Origin of the sequence: Streptomyces abyssalis, assembly GCF_001751365.1 — a bacterium.
GTDB lineage: Bacteria > Actinomycetota > Actinomycetes > Streptomycetales > Streptomycetaceae > Streptomyces > Streptomyces abyssalis.
Map to the genome: position 1 here is coordinate 352,198 of NZ_LJGT01000038.1, position 15,270 is coordinate 367,467.

At 71.7% G+C, this 15,270-nt stretch carries 11 protein-coding genes; 7 read left to right on the forward strand and 4 right to left on the reverse strand.

Annotated elements, in window-relative coordinates; translation table 11 throughout:
* The first annotated feature begins 17 nt into the window (after nt 1-17).
* Nucleotides 18-2,891, forward strand: coding sequence for an NHLP bacteriocin export ABC transporter permease/ATPase subunit (locus tag AN215_RS08805; protein ID WP_079122990.1), 2,874 nt, complete (start codon nt 18-20; stop codon nt 2,889-2,891).
* 47 nt (nt 2,892-2,938) lie between these two features.
* Here AN215_RS08805 and AN215_RS08810 read toward each other — a convergent pair whose 3' ends face one another.
* On the reverse strand, nt 2,939-3,520 hold the full coding sequence (locus AN215_RS08810; RefSeq protein WP_070013139.1) for a dihydrofolate reductase family protein: 582 nt from the start codon (nt 3,518-3,520) through the stop codon (nt 2,939-2,941).
* 209 nt (nt 3,521-3,729) lie between these two features.
* Between AN215_RS08810 and AN215_RS08815 the strand changes: the two genes are divergently transcribed.
* The 3 genes from AN215_RS08815 (at nt 3,730) to AN215_RS08825 (ending at nt 5,464) form a co-directional block, all read left to right on the forward strand.
* Complete coding sequence (locus AN215_RS08815) at nt 3,730-4,140, forward strand: hypothetical protein (protein ID WP_070013138.1); 411 nt, start codon at nt 3,730-3,732, stop codon at nt 4,138-4,140.
* 311 nt (nt 4,141-4,451) lie between these two features.
* Nucleotides 4,452-4,886 (forward strand): SSI family serine proteinase inhibitor, encoded by a 435-nt coding sequence (locus AN215_RS08820; RefSeq protein ID WP_070013137.1) that lies wholly within the window; start codon nt 4,452-4,454, stop codon nt 4,884-4,886.
* 191 nt (nt 4,887-5,077) lie between these two features.
* Entirely contained in the window at nt 5,078-5,464 is a 387-nt protein-coding gene (locus tag AN215_RS08825) for a VOC family protein (RefSeq protein WP_070013136.1), read from the forward strand.
* A 107-nt stretch (nt 5,465-5,571) separates the two neighbouring features.
* Here AN215_RS08825 and AN215_RS08830 read toward each other — a convergent pair whose 3' ends face one another.
* Together AN215_RS08830 and AN215_RS08835 are read right to left on the reverse strand one after the other, a co-directional pair.
* Nucleotides 5,572-7,953: a DUF8823 domain-containing protein gene (locus AN215_RS08830; protein ID WP_070013135.1), complete on the reverse strand. Its 2,382-nt coding sequence runs from the start codon at nt 7,951-7,953 to the stop codon at nt 5,572-5,574.
* A 99-nt stretch (nt 7,954-8,052) separates the two neighbouring features.
* Nucleotides 8,053-11,157 carry a D-alanyl-D-alanine carboxypeptidase gene (locus AN215_RS08835; protein ID WP_070013134.1) on the reverse strand — a complete coding sequence of 1,035 codons (3,105 nt, stop codon included), beginning with the start codon at nt 11,155-11,157 and terminating at the stop codon, nt 8,053-8,055.
* A gap of 229 nt (nt 11,158-11,386) precedes the next feature.
* Here AN215_RS08835 and AN215_RS08840 point away from each other — a divergent pair, with 229 nt between their 5' ends.
* The 3 genes from AN215_RS08840 to AN215_RS08850 all read left to right on the forward strand — a co-directional run bounded on the left by AN215_RS08840 (nt 11,387) and on the right by AN215_RS08850 (nt 13,997).
* The gene (locus AN215_RS08840) at nt 11,387-12,190 is read left to right on the forward strand and encodes a GOLPH3/VPS74 family protein (RefSeq protein WP_079122828.1); all 804 of its coding nucleotides are present in this window, start codon (nt 11,387-11,389) and stop codon (nt 12,188-12,190) included.
* A 598-nt stretch (nt 12,191-12,788) separates the two neighbouring features.
* Nucleotides 12,789-13,649 carry a helix-turn-helix domain-containing protein gene (locus AN215_RS08845; protein ID WP_070013133.1) on the forward strand — a complete coding sequence of 287 codons (861 nt, stop codon included), beginning with the start codon at nt 12,789-12,791 and terminating at the stop codon, nt 13,647-13,649.
* Nucleotides 13,650-13,787: 138 nt separating this feature from the next.
* Nucleotides 13,788-13,997, forward strand: a complete 210-nt coding sequence (locus AN215_RS08850) for a DUF397 domain-containing protein (RefSeq protein ID WP_070013132.1) — start codon at nt 13,788-13,790, stop codon at nt 13,995-13,997.
* Between the two features lie 93 nt (nt 13,998-14,090).
* Here the strand turns inward: AN215_RS08850 and AN215_RS08855 are convergent, their stop codons facing one another.
* Entirely contained in the window at nt 14,091-15,185 is a 1,095-nt protein-coding gene (locus tag AN215_RS08855) for an ADP-ribosylglycohydrolase family protein (RefSeq protein ID WP_070013131.1), read from the reverse strand.
* Between the last annotated feature and the right edge of the window lie 85 nt (nt 15,186-15,270).

The window sequence follows — 15,270 nt, forward strand, 5'->3', positions numbered from 1 at the left end:
TGACCGCCGCCTTCGGCATGCTCGGCGAGGACGTCGACTGCCTCGGGGTGCGGAGCGTCCCCCTCGAAGGTCCCCATGTGCTCTGGCTGGTGACGGCCGGAGCGATGGACCTCTTCGCCGTCGACGCCGTGCAGCAGGGCCACTGGCACTTCCTCGGACGGCTCGAACCCGGCACCCTGCTCCTCGGCCCCGTCGAGGGCACTCTGCACACGCTGGTCGGCAGGCCGCTGCGCGAGTGCTCGCTGCGCCGCATCGAGCTGCGCGAACTGGCGCGGCCCGAGTACAGCAGCGTCTCCGCCCACTTCCAGAGCCACACCGGCTGGAACCAGCACCAGCACCAGCACCAGCACCCTCACCAGCAGCAGGTCCAGCCCCGGAACCAGGCCGACGGCATCGCCGCACTGCCCCATACACAGCTCGACTCCGCCTTCGCCCTCGGCATCGGACGCAGCCTCCGCGTGCTCTTCGAGGCACCGCTCGACGGCGAGGTGACCCCGGACTCCGTCCACCCTGGCGCCGGCCGGAGCCAGGACGACGACGAGATCCTGTGGATGCATGTGGACCCTCGGAGCGTCCAGTACGGGGCCGAGTTCAGCCCGGCGGCGGCGTCCCAGCTCCTGGTGGACGGCGCGATGTGGCAGCGCATGGTCGACCAGCAGTTCCGGCTGCTCTCCGCCCTGGACCGCTGGATCGAACGCCTCGAACGTGCACACGAGGACCGCACCGCCGCCGGCATCGAGGCGGGCGAGACCGTGCGTGCCCAGGCCGACCAGGCGCTGCTCGCCTCCATCAACACCACCGGCAAGGGCAGCTCCGGCACCTCCTCGGCGAACGACGACGCGACGCTCGCCGTCGCCCGCCTGGCCGCCGGCGCCGCCGGCATCGAGCTCGCCGCGCCCGCGCAGGGCCGCGCCGCGGGCGACCGTACGAACCCCGTCGAACGCATCGCGCTCAGCTCACGCGTCCGTACCCGCGTGGTGAAGCTGCGGGACCGCTGGTGGCGGGAGAACACTGGTCCGCTCGTGGGCCACAAGGCCGCTTCCGGGGAGCCCGTGGCGCTGCTGTGGCGCCGCGGACGGTACGAGGCGGTGGAAGCGGACGGCGCACGCACCCGTATCCGCAAGTCCCGGGCCGGCGAATTCGAGCCGCGTGCCGTGATGTTCTACCGGCCGCTGCCCGAAGAGCCCATGAACGCCTGGCAGTTGCTGCGCTTCTGCCTCCGCGGCACCCGCATGGACCTGCGGAACCTCGCACTCGGCGGACTCGTCGCCGTCGGCCTGGGCGCGCTGGTGCCGATCGCCACCGGCCAGGTGCTCGGTGTGTTCGTGCCGAACGCCGAGACCAGCCTCATCAAGCAGGTCTCGCTGGCGATCGTGCTCAGCAGTATCGTCACCGCCGCCTTCATGCTGCTGCAGAACATGTCCATCCTGCGCATGGAGGGACGCGTAGAGGCGGCGCTGCAGCCCGCGGTCTGGGACCGGCTGCTGCGCCTGCCGACGAAGTTCTTCGCGGAACGCTCCACCGGCGAACTCGCGAGCGCCGCCATGGGGATCAGCACCATGCGGCGCGTGCTTTCGGGCGTCGGGCCGGTGGCGGTCCAGGCGTGCACGATCGGCGCGATGAACCTGGTGCTGCTGCTCTTCTACAGCGTTCCGCTGGCGCTGATGGCGCTCGGGCTGCTGATCGTCATCGCCGGTGCGTTCACCGCCATGGGGGTCTGGCAACTGCGCTGGCAGAGCAAGCTGGTGGACCTCAACAACAAGCTCAACAACATGTCCTTCCAGACCCTGCGAGGTCTGCCGAAGCTGCGCGTCGCCGCCGCCGAGAGCTTCGCGTACGCGGCGTGGGCGAGGGAGTTCGCGCGCAGCCGCGAGCTGCAGCAGCGCGTCGGCCGGATCAAGAACCTCACCACGATCCTCAACTCGGTCTATCTGCCGCTCACTTCGCTCATGCTGTTCATGCTGCTGGCCGGGCCGGCCCGCGGCAGCCTCTCCTCCAGCGGCTTCCTCACCTTCAACACCGCCGTGACGATGCTGCTGACGTCGGTGACCCAGCTGACCAACTCGCTGATCTCGGCCGCCGCCGCCCTGCCGATGTTCGAGAAGGTCAAACCGGTGCTGCACGAGCCCACCGAGGTACGCGGCGGCAGCACCCAGCCCGGCGAACTGACCGGGGCGGTCGAGGCGCGGCAGCTCTCGTTCCGCTACAGCGAGGACGGCCCTCTGACGCTCGACGACGTCTCGCTGCGCGTGGAGCCGGGCGAGTTCGTGGCCGTCGTCGGTCCGAGCGGCTGCGGCAAGTCGACGCTGCTGAGGCTGCTCATCGGCTTCGAGAAGCCGGTCTCGGGCAGTGTTCTGTACGACGGCCAGGACCTCTCCGCCCTCGACCAGGCCGCGGTGCGCCGGCAGTGCGGCGTCGTACTGCAGAACGCGCAGCCGTTCGTCGGCTCGATCCTCGACTCCATCTGCGGCGCGGAGATCTACTCGCACGACGAGGCGTGGGAGGCCGCGGAGATGGCGGGCCTCGCCGAGGACATCAAGCGCATGCCCATGGGGATGCACACCATCCTCTCGGACGGCGGCGCCGCCGTCTCCGGCGGACAGCGGCAGCGCCTGATGATCGCCCAGGCCCTGATCCGGCGCCCCCGCATCCTCTACTTCGACGAGGCGACCAGCGCACTCGACAACGAGACGCAGCGCACCGTCATCGAGAGCACCCGCAAGCTCCAGGCCACGCGGTTCGTGATCGCCCACCGGCTCTCCACCGTCATGGACGCCGACCGGGTGCTGGTGATGTCGCAGGGGCGGATCGTCCAGCAGGGATCGCCCGCGGAACTGCTCGCGGACACCTCGGGCGAGTTCCACGAACTGGTACGCCGCCAGATCCGCTGAGCGCCCGCCCGCGCCGGGGGGACGCCGGACTCGGCACCGCCCGCCGCTCAGCGCTCCCGGCTGTACCGGCTGACGAGCGCGCCGTTGCCGAACGTACGCACGGACTCCAGCGCGAACCGCTCCAGCCCGAAGCCGGAAGCGAACATCGGCATGCCGGAACCCAGCACCAGGGGATAGGTCTTGACGATCAACTCGTCGATCTCGTCGAGCAGTTCACCCGCGAGCACGGAGCCGCCGCACAGATAGACGCCGAGGCCGCCCTCCTCCTTGAGAGCGCGGACCCTCCCCCTCAGGTCCTCCGAGATGATCTCCACTGCGGGGTCGGGAGACTTCTCCATGGTCCGTGAGGCGACGTACTGACGCATGTGCGCGTACGGGCTCGTGACGCCGGCCTCCAGCGCCAGGTCGTAGCTCGCCCGCCCCTGCACGATCGTGTCGAACTGCTGGTTCTCCAGGTCGTCGATGCCCAGCGGCTGCCGCCCGTGGGTCGGCATGGTCTCGGGGAACTCCGATTTGAGGAACTCGAAGAACTCCTCGTCCACGTATTCGGTGAAGAACCCGGCCTCGCCGTCGGGCCGGCCGATGAAGCCGTCGACCGACGCGGCGATGAAGTAGGTCAGCTTGCGCAAGATGCCCCCCTGTCAGGCGCGGGAGCCGGCCTGCGGCCGGCGAGGCGCCGGTGTGCACGGCCGCGACAGCGGACCGCTGCGTACAGAATCAGGCATCGCCACCGGTTCTTGACCTTCCGTGACCAAGGCGTGATCGAACGAGGGCTCTCGTGGCAGTGAAGCGACCGCGCGGACGGTGTCCCCGGCTCACCGCCCCGTGTTGCTCGTGCATGGGAAACACGTCATTCATCGTTCTGAGGACCGCACGCCAGGACGGGCCCGGTCCCGCCGAACCCCGCACGCAGTTCGCGGAACTGACCGGCGCCTACTGGCTGGAGCCGATCTACGCCGGGCTCGCGAACGAATGGAACAGGCAGGGCAGGACCGTCCCCGGCGCGCCACGGGAACACCGGCGGGTGCTGCCGGACGGGTCCTCCGAACCCGGAGAGCCGGACACACACGTCCAGCGGCAGACGCACGACGGGAGTCAGAACCGCGACGAGAGGCAGACCGACGGCGGTGCCCGGAGCCGCGAGGAGACTCAGCGGCACGACGGGCCGGACGCCCCGGCCCTGGACGCCCCCGCCCTGGACGGCCGCGGCAGCCGCCCGGCGCTCCTCGCCGTCGACCTGCCCGAGTGAGCCGGGCCGTCGACGCCCCCGGGTGAGCCCGCCGGGTCAGCACGCGGCCGATGGGCCCGGGGTCCGGCCGTATGCGGCCCGGAGCGTAACTCGTTCTGGTCAACCCGCGGCCCCGGGCATGACGCGCGCCCCCTGAGAGGCGTTGGCGGGCCGAGGGAGCTTGCCGCACGTGCGACGGCCGGCCCACCGGACCGCCCGCGCGCCGTGCGCCCGTTCCCCGCCCGGTCCGTACGCCGTCCGGCCCCTGTCCGTACGCCGCTCCCGCTCCCGTCCTCCCTCTGTTCCGCCCGTACCGGTGTCAAGGAGTCCCGATGCTGATCCGCCGCCTCGCCCTCACCGCGACCGCACTGACCTGCGCCCTGACCGTCACCCCGGAGGCGTTCGGCGACGTGCGCCACGGGCAGCAGGACCGCCTCACCGTCACCGTCGCCGAATCCGGCGACGGCGCCACGGAAGGCACCTACGAGCTGTACTGCCACCCCACGGCCGGCGACCACCCGCGTGCCGAGCAGGCCTGCGACGGGCTGGACGAGCTGACCACCTGGGGGAAGGACCCCTTCGCGCCCGTGCCCTCGGGCACCCGCTGCACCATGCAGTACGGAGGTCCGGCCAGCGCCCATGTGCGCGGACGCTGGGCCGGGCGGCCCGTCGACGCCCACTTCAACCGCGAGAACGGCTGCGAGATGAAGCGCTGGGACGCCCTCGTACCACTGCTTCCCCGCACCGGCATGCGCGCACCTTCCTGACCGGACCAGGGGCCGGTCGAACGCCGTGGTCCCGCGGACCGGGCCCGCTCACCGGCCGCGGGCCTACGACGAAAGACCGAACGGGATCCCGAAATCCGCTGCGCCGGACGTTCGTTGGATGTGAAGGAAGGTCAGCGATGTCAGCGGGGAGCCGTTGCCGAGCCCCGTCCGCGAGCGCTTGAGGAGACGCTATGCCCGTCCAGCTCAACCACACGATCGTGCACGCCACCGACAAGAGGACTTCCGCCGAGTTCCTCGCGGGCCTGCTGGGGCTCGAAGTGCGGCCGCAGTTCGGCCCGTTCCTGCCCGTGGTCGCCGACAACGACGCCACGCTCGACTTCATGGACGCCGGCGACAGCCCGATCACGCCGCAGCACTACGCCTTCCTCGTCTCCGAGGAGGACTTCGACGCGATCTTCGGACGCATCAAGGACGCTGGGCTGACCTACTACGCGGACCCCGGCAGGCAGCGCCCGGGCGAGATCAACCACAACGACGGCGGCCGGGGCGTCTACTGGGCCGATCCCGACGGGCACTTCCTGGAGATCCTCACCCGCCCCTACGGCAGCGGCAGCTGACCCGTCCCGTACGGGTGCGCCGCCGACGGCCGGTCCGGCGCTGATGCGTACGGGCGTCCGGCGCCGTGCGCGGGCGGTCACCGCTCCCGGTCCGCCGGTCGCCCTGGTCACCGGTCCCGGTCGGCCCCCGGCCCGTCGGTACGGCCGGGCCGCTCCGGACCTTCCGTCCCCGCCGCCGGACCGACCGTGCCGCCCAGGCCGCTCGTGTCCGGGCAGGTCGTACCGCGGGGCAGCTTGTAAGGCGCCGCCAGCCGGTACGTGCCGGGGCGCGGGGCATCCAGCAGGGTCCAGGTGTCCGTCACCGGCTCCTCCTCGCCGGGCGGCGGCGATCCGCCCACCCGCGGCTCGGCCTTGCGCAGACAGCCCTGAAGGTTCGGCCTGCCCGGCGCCGGTGCCTCGATGCGGCGGCCCCCCGCGTCGACCAGGCCGAGCCACGGCGACCACGGAATCCGTACGAGGACCGCTCCGCGCTCCCGCACCCTCACCTTCACCTGGCCCGCACCCGCGTGCTCCACGGTCGCGGGCGGCTCGGCCAGGGGCAGCGGGTCGGCGACGCGGAAGAGCCGCCAGTGCACGCCGCTCCAGACCTCCTTCAGATAGGGCTGCCCCGCACGGACGATCTCGGCCTCCTCCTTGCCCGCACCGTCCGGAGGCGAGGAGGGCAGCACCACGTAACGCACCGCCCAGCGCCGCAGCCACTCGTGGTAACTCTTCGCGGTCAGACCGCCGTTCTCGTAGAAGACGGGATTGCGGTCGAGGTCGGCCTGCCTGTTCCAGCCGCGGGCGAGATTGACGTACGGAGCGAGTGCCGAGGCCTCACGGTGGCTTCGTACGGGCACGACCTCCACCCGTCCGCGGGTGGCGTCGACTCGTTTCAACTGCTGTACCAGCGGGCGCAGTTCCTTCGTCCAGGCGTCGTCAGGGGTCGTCGCGAACACGTCGTACGAGGGCTTGCCGAGCTGCCAGCCCGCCGCCACGACCAGCGCGACGATCATCGCCACCCCCCGCCGGGACCGCCAGTGGCGCACCACGAGCGGGGCCGCGGCCAGCAGGATGACCACGCCGAACAGCAGGCTGAGACGCTCCACGTTCGACCCGACCTGCGAAGGGATCAGCCAGGTCAGCACCACGCCCACCGAGTACACCAGTGCCCCGAGCCGCACGGTGCGCCACGAGCGGGGCACGAACAGAAAGGCCGACACGGCGCCGGCGAGCGGGAAGAGCACCGACCACCACGGGATCGGCTGCAGCCCCTGGAAGGGGAAGAAGACCGCGGAGAGGGCCACCACGACGGGCGGCGTGACGGCGAGCGAGTACGCGGCCTGGCGGCGCCGGTCGAGGAAGAGCGCGGCCGCGACGACTTCGAGGAAGAGCCCGGCGACGGGGCTGCCCGTCGTCGCGAGCGCCGCGAGCACAGCCGCTGCCGCGCCCCGCGCGTACCGCCACGTGCCCGCGCTGCGCCACCAGCGCTGCGGCCAGGCCCACACCATCGCGACCGCCCCGAGCGCGAAGAGCACACCGAGGGCGAAGGTCACGCGCCCCGAGGCGGCGTTGCAGGTGAAGGAGAAGGCGCCCCACAGGGCGGGGAGGAGCGGCTTGTGCAGCACGCGCCGGAGGATCAGCGCCAGCAGACCGGAGGAGAGGATTCCGGCCAGCATCAGGGTGCTGCGCACCCCCAGCCACGCCATGAGGTACGGCGAGATCACGCTGTACGAGAAGGGGTGCAGCCCTCCGTACCAGGCCAGGTTGTACGCGGAATCCGGGTGCTCCCTGACGAACTCGGCCCACGCGTCCTGCGCCGCGAGGTCGCCGCCGCCGCTGGCGAGCAGCCACAGCCACAGCAGATGCAGGACGGTCGCCAGCAGTACGGGGGCGGCCACCGGGTGACGCAGCGGCTCGACCGCGAGACGCCGTGCCCGGGACCGACGGCGGGGAGCGGCGGGAGCGGGTGCGGGCGCCGCAGCGGGGGCGGCGGCCGGCGAACCGGGGCGCGGGGCGCCCTCGCGGTCCTGACCGGGGTCCTGACCGGGGCCGTCGTCGGGGTGCGGGCCGGGGTGCGGGTCGCGGTCCGGGCCGGGAAGTTCTGGAGGGCGGCGGTCGCCGGGCTGGCCGAGGGGAACGGGGTGACCGGGATGGCCCAGGTGGCCGGGATGGCCGGGGCGGCCCGGGCGCAGCGTGTCGCGCTCGTTCGCGGGCGCGTCCGGACGGGCATCGGTCGCCGCACGTGTGTGCTGGTCGGCGGCGGTACGGGGCAGCGCCCCGGGGTAGGCCGCTGCGTTGCGCCCGTCGCCCGAGGTCCTGCGGGAGGGGCGCGACGCGGTACGCCCGTGCTCCCGCGTACCGCCGCGGGTCCGGGCGGCCGCGCTTTCACGGCTCTCCCCGCCGGCGTCCGGGTCCGCTCCCCGCCTCGGCCCGGGTACGGTGCCCCGCTCCGTCCCGGGGACGTACTCGTCCCCGGGCGCTATGCCGGCGTCGTCACCTTCCGGCATCTGCGGCTCCTGCGATCGGCACTGCGCTCTCCCCCGTACGGCTCGGCCCGCCTCACCCGCTGTGAGCCGGGCCCCTCTCACCGGGCCATGCCACCCGGATCACAAGATCCTGGTCAACTTGGCTCCGAAGCCCGGCTCGCTCATGTCTTCCTTCAGCGTGACCGGGACCCTCACCTGGCCGGGTCCGTCGCCGACAGTCAGCGTGCCGGCCCTGTCGCCCGCCTTCCCCTCGTGCGGCAGCGCATCGCCGCCGTCCGTGAGTCCGAGCTTCACCTTCAGCCCGGACCAGCCGACCGCAGAGACGTCCCGGGAGGCGACCACGGGTGTCCTGCCGCCGAGCTGGTCGTCGACGTAACCCACGACCTCGCCCTTCTGCACGACCTTCTGCGCCCGCAGCGAGTCCTGGGCGGTGTCGATGAGCTTCTTGCTCTCGCGGAGCACAGTGTCGAGTATCGACGGCTCGTACTGCCCGAGTACCGCTCCGATGATCAACTGCTCGGTGCCGCCGACCTTCTTCTCCGCGGCGAACAGCAGGTTGCCGCCGGCCTTCGTCGTCGTACCGGTCTTGATGCCGACGACTCCGTCGAGCGGGACGAGCTTGTTCCAGTTGCCGTGCTGCTCACCCTTGGCGTCCTTGTAGCCGGGGAGCCGCACGGTCTCGCGGAAGAGGTCGATCCCCATCGCCTTCTTCGCGAGCTTCACCTGGTCGGAAGCGGTGCTCACGGTGGAGGACGTCAGACCGCTGGGATCGGTGTACTTGGTGTTCTTCATCCCGAGATCCTCGGCGGCCGCGTTCATCTTCTTCGCGAACGCCTTCTCCGACCCCGCGTCCCAACGGGCGAGCAGCCGGGCCACGTTGTTCGCAGAAGCGATCATCACCGCCTGGACGGCCTCCCGTTCGGAGAGCGTGTCGCCCTTCTTCACCTCGACGGTCGACTCGTTCTGCGCACTGAGGCCCGCCTCGTCCTCCGCCTTCTGGTCGACGGGGATCTTCGCGCCCTTCGACCCCTTCTTGACGGGGTGGTCCCGGAGGATCACGTACGCGGTCATCACCTTCGCCACGCTCGCGATCGGCACCGGCTTCTGCTTGCCGGACGTACCGAACGAGCCGAGGCCCTGCACGTCCAGCGCCGCCTGCCCCTCGGAGGGCCACGGCACGGAGGGCTTCGGCCCCTGGAAGCTGTAGGTCGGCTGGGCCGACAGGGACAACTCCGGCTCCGGCAGCGGTCGTACGGCCTGTGCGATGGCGAAGAGGACCACCAGCACGACGACCAGAGGCGTCCAGATCTTGACCCGGCGCACCGCCGTACGCAGCGGAGTCTCCGGCGGCGGCGGGGTGTTGGTGAGCTGGGCGAGCAGGTCGAGCGGCGCCTGGTCGGGCCGCACCTGCTGCCGCGTCAGCTCGGCCTCGGTGAGCTTCGGCGACTCGGCCTCGGGGGGCAGCTCACCCGCGGTGGGCTTGCCCTCGGGCTTCGGCGGTACGACGGGAGCGGAGGGCGTGCGCTTGGCGCTCGGCGGCGCGTCGGCGGAACGGAGGGGCACGAACTGGCTCGTGCGCTCCGACTCCGACTCCGACTCGGGCTTCGCCTCGGTCCTGGACTCCGACTCGGGCTTCGGCTCGGGCTTCGTGTCGGTCCTGGATTCGGTCCCGGGCTTCGGCTTCGACTCGGGCTCGGCCGCGGGGGACTTCGACGTCGGCTCGGATTCCGTGGACTTGGAGTCCGTGGACTTGGAGTCCGTGGACGTGGACTCCGCGCTCTTCGGCCCGGTCCCGGACCCGGCCTCGTCACCGCCGTCCGTGCGGGGCTTCACGAAGCCCGCCACCCGTGGGTCGACCGGCTTTGCCGGCTTTGCTTCTGCGTCCTCCTTGCCGCGCGCCTCGCTGCCCTTGCCGGGCTCCACGGTTCGGAACGCGGTCGTCGGCTGGTCGACGCGGCCGTTCCCGCTCTTCTCCGGCGGGCTCTTCTTCCCGGTCTTCCCGGTCGCGGAATCGTCCGCCCGGACCGTGCGGAACGCGGCCGTGGGCTCGTCGATCCGTTCGGTGTCCTGTCCCGCCTGCCCGTCAGGCTCGCCGGACCCGTCCGGATCGCCCGCGGTTTCGCGGCCCTGCCCGGGCTCCGCCTCGCCGGCGGCTGGCTCCCGCTCGCCGGGGTCCTCGCCCCGCTCCTCGTCGCGGCGACCGTCCCGGCTCTCGCCGTGAGCTCCGGAGCGGTCCTCCTTCCCGGCGGATCGCGCAGAGTCTTCCGCTTCGTCGGCCGCTTTGTCCGCCTTCTCTGTCTTTGCTGCTGCTTCTTCGGTTGCGGCGGATTTGCCCGACCCGAAGAAGGCCGACGTCATGCGCTCGGCCCGCCTCGCCGCCTCCTCGCTGTCGATCGCGGCCGCGGAGTCGTCCGAGCCGGGCCGTACGGTCCTGAACATCGCCGTGGGGTGGTCGGCCTCGGCGACGGCCTCCGCCGAGCTCTCAGCGCCGTCTGAGGCCTCTGAGCCCTCTGAGGCCTCCGGGGCTCGCGGGTCATCCGCCGGGTCCGGCTCCTCGTCCTCCTCGGACTTCGGGCGTACGGGCAGATGGCTGGCCGGGATTTGGCTTGAAACCTTCTCCCCCGCGCCGGACTTCGCCGCTCCGTCCTTGACTGCCCCGCCGTCCCCGCCGTCCCCGCCGTCCCCGCCGCCCTCGTCGTCCACGCGGCCTCCGGGACCGTCCGCGCTCGCGGCGTCCGGAGCGGCCTCGTCCGGCTCGTCGTCCGAGCCGGCGACCCAGGCGGCGACCGCCGCCTTCAGCCTGTCGTCGCTGCGCCCCTTGCCCTCGGCTGCGCTGCCGGGGTCAGCGGCTCCCGCGGGGCCGGAGTCGTCCGGGGCGTCCGAGGCGTCCGGCGAACCGGGGTCGGCGGCGGCGTCCCGGGTGGCGGTCCCCGGTGCTTCCGCTTCGCTTTCGTCACCGCTCCGGGCGGAGTCCGCGGGCGCTTCCGTCGAAGCGTCGCCCGGGGCTTCGTTCCGGGCTTCGCCGGGATTCTTCTTGGAGCCGGTACGTGCGGCGTCCGGGCGTGCACCCGTCTTCCGTTCGCGCTTCCCGCCGCCGGACTTCTTTCCGCCGGACTTCTCCGCGCCGGCCTTCTTCCCGCCGGTGGACGCAACCGCCGCGCCGTCGTCCGTCGTCTCCCCCGACGACTGCCCGCGCTCCACCTTGTCGGGGGACTCGCCCGCCACCGATGCCTCCTGCTGATGAATGCTCGCCGCTCGCCGTACCAGTTAACAGTGTCCTGTGCGCCGCGCCTCCCACATCGCGCGGGGGCTCCGGCAAGGTCACAGACAGGTCTCTCCGACCGTGCAGACGAGAACGACATACCTACTGGTTCCCGTCCATAACGCCCAGGCGCTCTCGACAGACCATTGTGAGAGGGGTCACCCTGTCAGACATCCACGCGGGGAGGCATGGATGGGCAGGAGCCGCAGAACTATTCCGGAGGAGCTTCTGCTGCTGGCCTTGGACCCGGCCACGGGCACCACGGCACAGCCGCAGTCGCTTGACCTCGGCCTGGCCGGGGCCCAGCTCGTCGAGCTGGCTCTCGCAGGACGTATAGCCCCTGATGGGGACCGCATCGCCGTGGTGCTGCCACGGCCGACCGGAGATCCAACTCTGGACTCCGCACTGGAGTTGCTGCGAAGGCGTGGCAGCCCGGTGCGCGCTGTCCACTGGATCGGCGGGCCCCGCTTGGGACTTCGCCAAACCTATCTCACACACCTGGAGCGGTGCGGCATGGTGCATGCCGTATCAAGCCAGATGTGCGGGGTGTTGCCGACGACGCGCTATCAGGCGACGGAGACGGCGATCAGCCGGGAGATCCGAACCCGGCTGGATGCCGCGATCCGTACCGGCGTACCGCCGGACCCGCGGACGGCTGCGCTCGCGGCGCTGGCCCACGCGGTCGGTCTCGGCAAGCACCTCTATCCCGGCAACGAGGGGCGCTCATGCCGCTCCCGGCTCCGGGACCTGATAAGGCACGACCCGATGGGCGGTCTCGTCGCACACGCCGTGATGGATGTGCAGAACGGCGCGGGGGCCCAGCCCCGGCGTGCGGCGGGCAACGGTGCGGCCGGTGCTCCGGCGGCGCCCCCCGCTCAGGGCGGTCGTCCCGCGGCAGCGGGCGCCGGCGTACCCTCCGGGCACGTCCAGTCCAGGCATGTGCCGGAGAAGGCACGGCCGAGTGTGGGCGGGATGGTCCGCGCCGGCGCACGCTGATCACAGGTGCGCGCGAGCGCACCGGGCACCACCGGCAGCGCGGCAACGCGCCTGCCGGGCCGTGATGGCGCGCGGGGTGGTGGTCCGGCCGTCGAAGGGGACGGCCGGACCACCACCCCGCGCGCACGCGCGCCCGTGGACGAACCGGCCCTGGAGGCGGGCGGCGCGGGCGACGCCGACGGCCCGGCACCTGCGACGGAACGCCGCGGCGGACGAGCCGCGCGGCCGCAGGACCCGCGGGCGCCGCAACGGCCCTGACCTGCAAGGAAGTTGAAGAATCCGGCGGTTCCCCGCAGGCCGGGAACGCCCCTCGGGGCGTGCTCCCGCCCGGCCAAGTGCGCCCGGAACAAGGGCCTGTTTTCGACGCCGCCCCCGGTTCCCCGCCCGCTCCCGCTCGCCGGGCGCCCGGCCGTCACCGTCTTCTCCGCTCGCCCCGCCGGCCCTCTGGAAACCCTTGGCCGCCGCCGTCGGCCGTGGCCGTAACCGGACCGTCTGTGTGCCCGGCTCTGCACCCTCTGTTGCCATTCGCCAGCGAGATCGCTCACGGTGGTGGCAACCTGCTTGAAAGTAGTCGTACTTACGCGGAGGTGCAGCCCCTGTGGCGTCAAACGTCAACCCCACCGTCCGGCGCCGCCGTCTGGGCCAGGAACTTCGTCGCCTCCGCGAGTTGAAGAACATGACGGCGGAAGAGGTCGCCGACCGCCTGCTGGTCTCCCAGTCGAAGATCAGCCGCCTGGAGAACGGCCGGCGCAGCATCAGCCAGCGCGACGTGAGAGACCTGTGCGGGGTCTACGAGGTCGAGGACAACCGCGTCGTCGAATCGCTCATGCAGATGGCCAAGGAGTCGCGCCAGCAAGGCTGGTGGCACGCGTTCGGAGACATCCCCTACAGCGTCTACATCGGCCTGGAGACGGACGCGGCGTCACTGCGCGTCTACGAACCCCAGGTCGTGCCGGGCCTGTTGCAGACGCGGGCGTACGCGGAGGCCGTATGCGTGGGCGCGCAGCCCGAGGCCTCGGCGGCGGACATCGACAAGCGCGTCCAGGTGCGCATGCGCCGTCAGGAGCGGATCAGCGAGACCCGTCATCCGCTGCGGCTGTGGGCCGTGCTGGACGAGGCGGCGCTGCGGCGCCGCGTCGGCGGCCGGCAGACCATGGTGGAGCAGCTCGAGCGGCTCAACGAGATCTCCCAACTGCCGCATGTGACGGTCCAGGTGATGCCTTTTTCGATGGGCGCGCACCCGGGGGTCAACGGGCAGTACGCGATCCTCGAGTTCCCCGACGCCTCCGACTCCTCGGTGGTCTACCTGGAGGGCGTCACGAGCGACCTCTATCTGGAGAAGTCGCACGACGTGCAGAGCTACAGCGTGATGTATGAGCATTTGCGCGCCGAAGCTCTCAACCCGGATCAGACACGCGAGTTCATCGAGAATGTGGCAAAGGACTATGCCCGCGGCTGAGGGCGGGGAGCGTACACCCTGCCCAAGAGCGGCGTGAAGAGCGGCTCGGAATATGCCATCCGGTCGAGTGAACGGCCCCTTCGCGTTGGGAAATCGAGGCGTACGGTCGACCACCGGAGTCGAACAACCGGAGCAGACATGGCAATTCAGCAGGGAAACACGACCGAATGGACCAAATCGACGTACTCGGCGAACGGGGCGTGTGTCGAAGTGAAGTCCCCGACCCGGTGTGCAGTGGCGGTGCGTGACTCGAAGGTCCCGCACGGGCCGTCGCTGAGCTTCCCGCCGGGAGCCTGGGCCGGCTTCGTGGCCGGCCTGTCCGGCGGTGAGGACGCCGGCACCGCCTGAAGCCGCGTCCACCCTGGAACAGAGCCCTCTCGACCGGCCCGCCGTCCCTGCCGAGAGGGCTCTTCCATGCCCGGAACGGCCGCCCCGGCGACGTCACGCCCGCGGGTAGCGGTCCAGCCAGGCCTGTGACGCCGCGCCCGGCGCGTGCAGGGCGGGCCCCTGAGTCATCTCCATGGCGAAGTCGTCGGCCAGTTCGAGCACCGTCGAGCGCCCCTCCAGCTCCGCGACCCACGCGGGCGGAAGCGCCGTCTCCCCGTGGATGGTGCCGAGCAGGTTGCCGCAGACGGCGCCCGTGGAGTCGCTGTCACCGCCGTGGTTCACGGCAAGCAGCAGCCCGTGGCGTACGTCCTCGGCCACGAGCGCGCAGTAGACACCGATGGAGAGAGCCTCCTCGGCCGTCCACCCCTCCCCCAGCGACTCGACGCGTTCCGCGGACGGCATGCCCTGCCGCATCGCACCGAGCGCGCGCTTCAGTGCGTCCGTCGTCTCCTCGTGGCCCGGCCGTGTGGCCAGCATGGCCAGAGCCTTCTGCACAGCGTGGTCGAGGGTGTCCTTGCGTGCCAGCGCGTGCACGATCGCGGAGAACGCGCCCGCCGCCAGATATCCCGTCGGGTGGCCGTGCGTCTGAGCGGCGCACTCCACGGAGAGCTGGAAGACCAACTGCGGCTCCCAGCCCACCAGAAGCCCGAACGGCGCCGAGCGCATGACGGTGCCGCAGCCCTTCGACTCGGGGTTCTTGGGAGTCTCCAAGGTGCCCATGCGGTCGTCGGCAAGCCCGCTGAGGCAGGCCTTGCCCGGGGAGCGCTGCGCGTACAGCCACTCCTCGCGGGCCAGCCAGCCGTCCTCCTTCTTGCGTTCGTCCGGCCCCCAGTCCCGCTGTGTGGCCAGCCACCTGCGGTAGGCGGCGTGCACATCGGTGGGCGGGTGCCAGGCGCCCGTGTCGCGGCGTACGTGCGCACGGATCAGGCCGTCGGTGGTGAACAGCGTCATCTGGGTGTCGTCGGTGATGGCTCCGCGCCGCCCGTAGGCCGGCACGTAATCCGTCACTCCGGCCTCACCGTGGGCCTGCCGGATCGCGCTCAGCGAGTCGGACTCCACGGCCGCCCCGAGCGCGTCGCCGATCGCGCCCCCCAGCAGGCAGCCTCGCACCCTGCTGCGGAAATCCTGCTGCTCGGTGCGGCCCCACATGGCATCACCGCCGGAAGCGGCCACGTCTCTCTCCCACTGGTACGACGGACGGGTAAGGGCAAGCAAGGGGGTGGTCGGCCCCCGT

What these genes read in the sequence shown, in the direction of transcription:
- AN215_RS08850 (WP_070013132.1), top strand. Translation starts at nt 13,788, where the DNA reads ATGGCAATTCAGCAGGGAAACACGACCGAATGGACCAAATCGACGTAC.
- AN215_RS08815 (WP_070013138.1), top strand. Translation starts at nt 3,730, where the DNA reads ATGGGAAACACGTCATTCATCGTTCTGAGGACCGCACGCCAGGACGGG.
- AN215_RS08805 (WP_079122990.1), top strand. Translation starts at nt 18, where the DNA reads ATGCTCGGCGAGGACGTCGACTGCCTCGGGGTGCGGAGCGTCCCCCTC.
- AN215_RS08825 (WP_070013136.1), top strand. Translation starts at nt 5,078, where the DNA reads ATGCCCGTCCAGCTCAACCACACGATCGTGCACGCCACCGACAAGAGG.
- AN215_RS08855 (WP_070013131.1), bottom strand. Translation starts at nt 15,185, where the DNA reads ATGTGGGGCCGCACCGAGCAGCAGGATTTCCGCAGCAGGGTGCGAGGC.
- AN215_RS08830 (WP_070013135.1), bottom strand. Translation starts at nt 7,953, where the DNA reads ATGCCGGAAGGTGACGACGCCGGCATAGCGCCCGGGGACGAGTACGTC.
- AN215_RS08840 (WP_079122828.1), top strand. Translation starts at nt 11,387, where the DNA reads ATGGGCAGGAGCCGCAGAACTATTCCGGAGGAGCTTCTGCTGCTGGCC.
- AN215_RS08820 (WP_070013137.1), top strand. Translation starts at nt 4,452, where the DNA reads ATGCTGATCCGCCGCCTCGCCCTCACCGCGACCGCACTGACCTGCGCC.